Below are 4946 nucleotides of genomic sequence, written 5' to 3' on the forward strand. Positions count from 1 at the left end.
CGGGTTCAGCAGTTGCTCATGGGGGAAACCCCCAAGACCGCACTGCTTCACCTGTTCCCTTGCCTCTACAGAGGAATTTTCTTAACTGAACCGTATTGGGACTAGGGTTATTTAAGTTTTTATCTATACAAATAATTTTCAGTCAGTATTAATACGCAAGCTATAATCGAATAATTCCGGATAAAACTATATTTATTTTCATGCATAGTCACCTTCTGGATGCACGTTACCGAATTTTGGCGGTTTTGAGTGCGGAAGAATTGGCGCAAACCTATTTGGTTGAGGATACTAATCTTCCTAGCAGTCAATTTGTCTTGAAGCAACTACATCCTGCCAATAGAAATCCCCAAGATTTAAAAATACTGGGGCGCTTGTTTACACGTGAAGCAGAAACGTTAGAAAAACTAGGTCAGGAACACGATCAAATCCAGAAACTAGTTGCTTATTTTGAAGAAAATGAAGAATTTTATTTAGTTCAAGAATTTATTCCTGGTAATTCTTTAACTGAAGAAATTTTATTAGGAACACCCATAGAGGAAGACCAAGTGGTCAATCTCTTATCAGAAATATTAGAAATTTTGGTATTCGTACATAGTCATGAGGTAATTCATCAGGATATTAAACCCACAAATATTATTCGTCGAGAGTCAGACAAAAAATTAGTTTTGATTGACTTTGGTTCGATTAAAGAAATCGTGACTACTATTGTCGGAAATCTCGAATATATCCCTGTAGAGCAATTGCATGGTAACACCCAATATAACAGCGATATATATGCTTTAGGGATAGTGGCGATCGCCGCGCTCATCGGTTTAACAGCAGATGAAGTAGCTATATTACCAAGTCAAAAAAATTTGCTGACAGGTGAAATTGTTTGGCGTCCCCGAATTCCTTCAGTTAACCGAGAATTAGCAAGAATTATCGATAAAATGGTGTGCTTTGATTACCGTAAACGCTATCAGACTGCTAACGAGGTTTTACATGACTTAAAACAGCTATACAATCATGAGGAAAAGCATCAGAAGCCCGAAAATAAAAAACCCTGGTTAATTTTGGCAGGAATAGCTAGCTGTATTACCGTTGGCGTAGTAGCTTTGTTTTTCCTGATTCCAAAATCTGTCAACGATCCAAAGTTATTATATCTGCAAGGAGTGGAAAAATATGAGGCTGGAAAGTACAAAGAAGCAGTAAAAGATTTCACTCAAGTTATTGAAATTAATCCTCAAAATGCTCTAGCTTATAATCGACGTGGTGATGCTTTTTATCGATTAGGAGATTACCAAAAAGCTCAATCAGACTCTAGCAAAGCTATTCAGCTAAATCCTCAAGATGCTAATGCTTACTACGATCGAGGCTTTTCTGATTATGAATTAGGAAAATATAAAGAAGCGATCGCTGACTATACGAAAGCAATTCAACTCAATGGCAAAAATCCTTATAATTACTATGGGCGAGGTCTGGCGCGTGCAAAGCTCAAAGATTATAAAGGCGCAATGACAGATTTTAGTAAAGCGATCGCCTTTAAACCCAAGTATAGCGAAGCCTACTTGCAGCGAGGTATTCTCTATCGTCGCTTGAGAAATAAGCAAGCAGCAATTCAAAATTTTGATACAGCAATTGAGATGAATCCTAATGATGCTCAAGCTTACTATCAAAGAGGCTTAACTCAATTTGCATATAACCAAAATCAAGCTGCAATTCAGGATTATAACAGGGCAATTGACTTAAATCCCAAATATATAGAAGCTTACCTAAATCGGGCAGATGTTTATAGTGACATGGGCAAGAATCTAGAAGCTACTGAAGATTATAATCAGGTTTTACAGCTTAATCCCAAATTATCTATAGCTTACATCCATAGAGGTATGCACCGCTTCTCTGTAGGCGATTATCAAGGCGCAATAGCAGATTATTCTGAAGCAATTAAGCTAGAGCCGAAAAATGCCGCAGCTTATAATAACCGGGGTAATGCTCATCTCGAACGGGGAAATAAAAAAGGGGCAATTGTAGATTACTCTCAGGCGATAGCAGTTAATTCTAGCTATGCCTTAGCCTACTATAATCGAGGTTTGATCCGGGCTAAACAAGGCGATAAAAAAGCAGCGATCGCAGATTTTCAAGCAGCAGCCAAACTATTTCAAAAGAAAGGACAGAAAAATAGTTATCAAGATGCACAAAGGGAAATTAAAATCCTGCAAAAGTAGTAAGTAATCGTTAGCAGAGCTACAAATCTCGTTTGAGAAGTAGAAAAAATAGGTTTTTTTGAATTTTGAATGAGCTAATTATGAATTTCCAATCATGAGTAGAGTGGAAGCGATCGCAATTTTACTCAGATCGCTAGAATATAACCGAAAAAGGTAGTATTGGATCGAACACGTGCGTAAACATCAATTTATTTTTATACTATTAGCACTGAGCTTAGTTGGCCTCCTTGGCTTTTCTTATATCAACAAGCGATCGCAGGTTACTGCTTGCAAGCCATCAGAATTTATTGCTGCCAAAGGTAAACAATATTTATATCCCAAGAAAATAGTATTTCAGCCTTGGCGCGGTCCACATCATGTCTATGGTGTATTTTCGGTTTCCAAAGAATATCAAACTGACAACTTGATGCAGGTTACATTACTCGATAACACCACCGAATGTGGAACTATAGATCCTATCGATAACTCTTATAGTGGCGGCGCTTATGCGCAACCAGGACATTATCTAGTCAAAGGATATTTAAATACACGAATTGCTCTTTGGCTGATTGTCCAAGGTAAAGGAAATCAATTAGAACAGCCTAATAACTGGACATTGGGTTATATCAAAAAAAAGTAGAAATAATCTTTTTTACACCAGCATTCCAGCAATACTAGCGGTGATAAAGCTAGCAAGCAGTCCACCAATCATAGCTTTTACACCCATACGAGCTAGGTCATGCTGGCGATCGGGTGCCATACCTGCAATACCGCCAATCATAATCCCAATTGAGCCAATATTTGCAAAATTACATAATGCATAAGTAGCAATAATTACGGCTCTTTGGGAAATTTTCTCGTTGTCAATTAATGTCTTTAAATCTAAGAAAGCAATAAACTCATTGAGAACTGTCTTTGTACCTAACAAAGCTCCTACTTGCCGACAATCAGCCCAAGGTACACCCAACAGCCAAGCTACAGGAGCCATAATCAAAGACAAAATCCACTGTAATGACAACTGCGGCAAACTCACCAACCCCCCCAACCATCCCAGCAAGGCATTGAAAGCAGCCAGTAACCCCAAAAAGGCAATAATCATTACCCCGACGTTAACTGCTAGCTTAACACCATCAATTGCTCCTGTAGTAGTAGCATCAATCACATTAATATAATTTGTTTCTACATCAAGCTTTGCATGGCCAGCAGTTTCAGATACTTCCGTTTCTGGATAAAGTAATTTTGATACTACTAAAGAGGTGGGGGCAGTCATAAAAAAAGCGGCTATTAGATGCTCTGCTGGGATACCAAATGATAAATAAGCCCCCAATACTCCCCCAGCAATTGTGGCAAAACCACCGGTCATGACGGCATGAAGTTCTGATTGGGTCATGCTTGCGACATAGGGTTTAACTATTAGTGCTGACTCTGTTGGTCCCAAAAATATATTACCTGCACAAGATAAAGACTCAGAGCCTGATGTTTTCATCGTCTTCATCATTACCCAAGCCATCCCACTCACCACTCGCTGCAAAATGCCATAGTAATACATGACACTAATAAAAGCAGAGAAAAAGATAATGGTGGGTAACACTTGAAAGGCGAATAAATGCTCCTTGAAATTATCTCCAAAGACAAATTTGGCACCAACATCAGAGAATGCCAAAAAATTACTCACCACATCTCCTAGAGTCTTAAATACAGCCAAACCGCCAGGAGTTTTGAGAATCAGCAGTGCAAATGTAAACTCTAAACCCAAACCCCAGGCCACAGTTCGCCAACGTACAGCACTGCGATTTACAGAGAGAGCGTAGGATATTCCTATGAAAACTAATATTCCTAGGGCGGAAATGGCACGTTCCATGTTAACTCCCAAAAATGCATTGCTCAGAAACTTGGTCACAAAGCATACACAAAAATATGCCCTCTTTGACAAATTAGTTTGATAACCTAAAGGTTACTTAATTAGAAATTACTTATGAAACGAGCGTTTCGCAAATATCATCGTCAAATTGCCATCATCCTATGTCTGCCCTTGTTTTTAACTTTGCTAACAGGTATGAGTTTTACTATTGCCCATGAATGGTTGCACCAAGACGAATTCGGTGAATTGCTACTGCGTATCCATACGCTAGAAATCATTCATTTAGAAAAAATCTATCCACTTTTAAATGGCTTAGGATTAGTTGGCTTGTTAATTACTGGTTTGAGTATGACAGGTTTATTTCGTCAACGCTCAGATTCGCATAGCTAGTACAAGAAGGCAGATGGCAGAAAGCAGGAGGCAGAAGGCAAGAAAGCTTATATCTTCAATGGGGTTCCCTGTTGCCCGTTCCCTGTTCCCTTAAAAAAAGACCCCCGGTAGTTAGCCGAGGGATTCTGCAAGTCGGTATTGTCGCACAAAGACATTCGCGAATCTCAAGATATCAACTTGACAATTAAAATATCTGCCAAAATGCCAAATCGATATGCTTAGGGGAGTTCAATGAAAAGTGCTGAGTACCGAGTGCTAAGTGCTGAGTACTGAATTGACAGACTAGATAGTAAGGACACAACATTAGACTTCTTGCAGAAGTCGGGAAAAGGAGGAAAGGTTTTGTATTTTCCTCTTCTCCTTTAACCTTTTCCCTTTTCCCACCTCTTGCAAAAGTGCTTTTTGCAAGAGGTCTATTGTTTGTGCCCTTACAACTAAGCAAACACAACAATACATATAGGACTCATATTTGATTTTTGAAAAAAACTCAGTACAGTTTTATTCCTTCTTCC

General features: G+C 38.9%; 4 protein-coding genes. 3 read left to right on the forward strand and 1 reads right to left on the reverse strand.

Going from position 1 to position 4946, the window contains the following annotated elements; genetic code table 11:
• Positions 1-200: 200 nt before the first annotated feature.
• Together BV372_RS33080 and BV372_RS33085 are read left to right on the forward strand one after the other, a co-directional pair.
• Positions 201-2204, forward strand: a complete 2004-nt coding sequence (locus tag BV372_RS33080; protein WP_086691506.1) for a serine/threonine-protein kinase — start codon at positions 201-203, stop codon at positions 2202-2204.
• A 172-nt stretch (positions 2205-2376) separates the two neighbouring features.
• Complete coding sequence (locus tag BV372_RS33085) at positions 2377-2823, forward strand: hypothetical protein (RefSeq protein WP_086691507.1); 447 nt, start codon at positions 2377-2379, stop codon at positions 2821-2823.
• 12 nt (positions 2824-2835) lie between these two features.
• Here BV372_RS33085 and BV372_RS33090 read toward each other — a convergent pair whose 3' ends face one another.
• Positions 2836-4044 (reverse strand): NupC/NupG family nucleoside CNT transporter, encoded by a 1209-nt coding sequence (locus BV372_RS33090; RefSeq protein ID WP_086691510.1) that lies wholly within the window; start codon positions 4042-4044, stop codon positions 2836-2838.
• Positions 4045-4158: 114 nt separating this feature from the next.
• Here BV372_RS33090 and BV372_RS33095 point away from each other — a divergent pair, with 114 nt between their 5' ends.
• On the forward strand, positions 4159-4434 hold the full coding sequence (locus BV372_RS33095; RefSeq protein ID WP_086691512.1) for a peptidase: 276 nt from the start codon (positions 4159-4161) through the stop codon (positions 4432-4434).
• The last annotated feature ends 512 nt before the right edge of the window (positions 4435-4946 follow it).

The sequence above is a fragment of the Nostoc sp. T09 genome, from assembly GCF_002154695.1.
GTDB lineage: Bacteria > Cyanobacteriota > Cyanobacteriia > Cyanobacteriales > Nostocaceae > Aulosira.

Excerpts from the sequence above, each read along its gene's own strand:
- BV372_RS33080 (WP_086691506.1), top strand. The coding sequence starts at position 201 with ATGCATAGTCACCTTCTGGATGCACGTTACCGAATTTTGGCGGTTTTG.
- BV372_RS33090 (WP_086691510.1), bottom strand. The coding sequence starts at position 4,044 with ATGGAACGTGCCATTTCCGCCCTAGGAATATTAGTTTTCATAGGAATA.
- BV372_RS33095 (WP_086691512.1), top strand. The coding sequence starts at position 4,159 with ATGAAACGAGCGTTTCGCAAATATCATCGTCAAATTGCCATCATCCTA.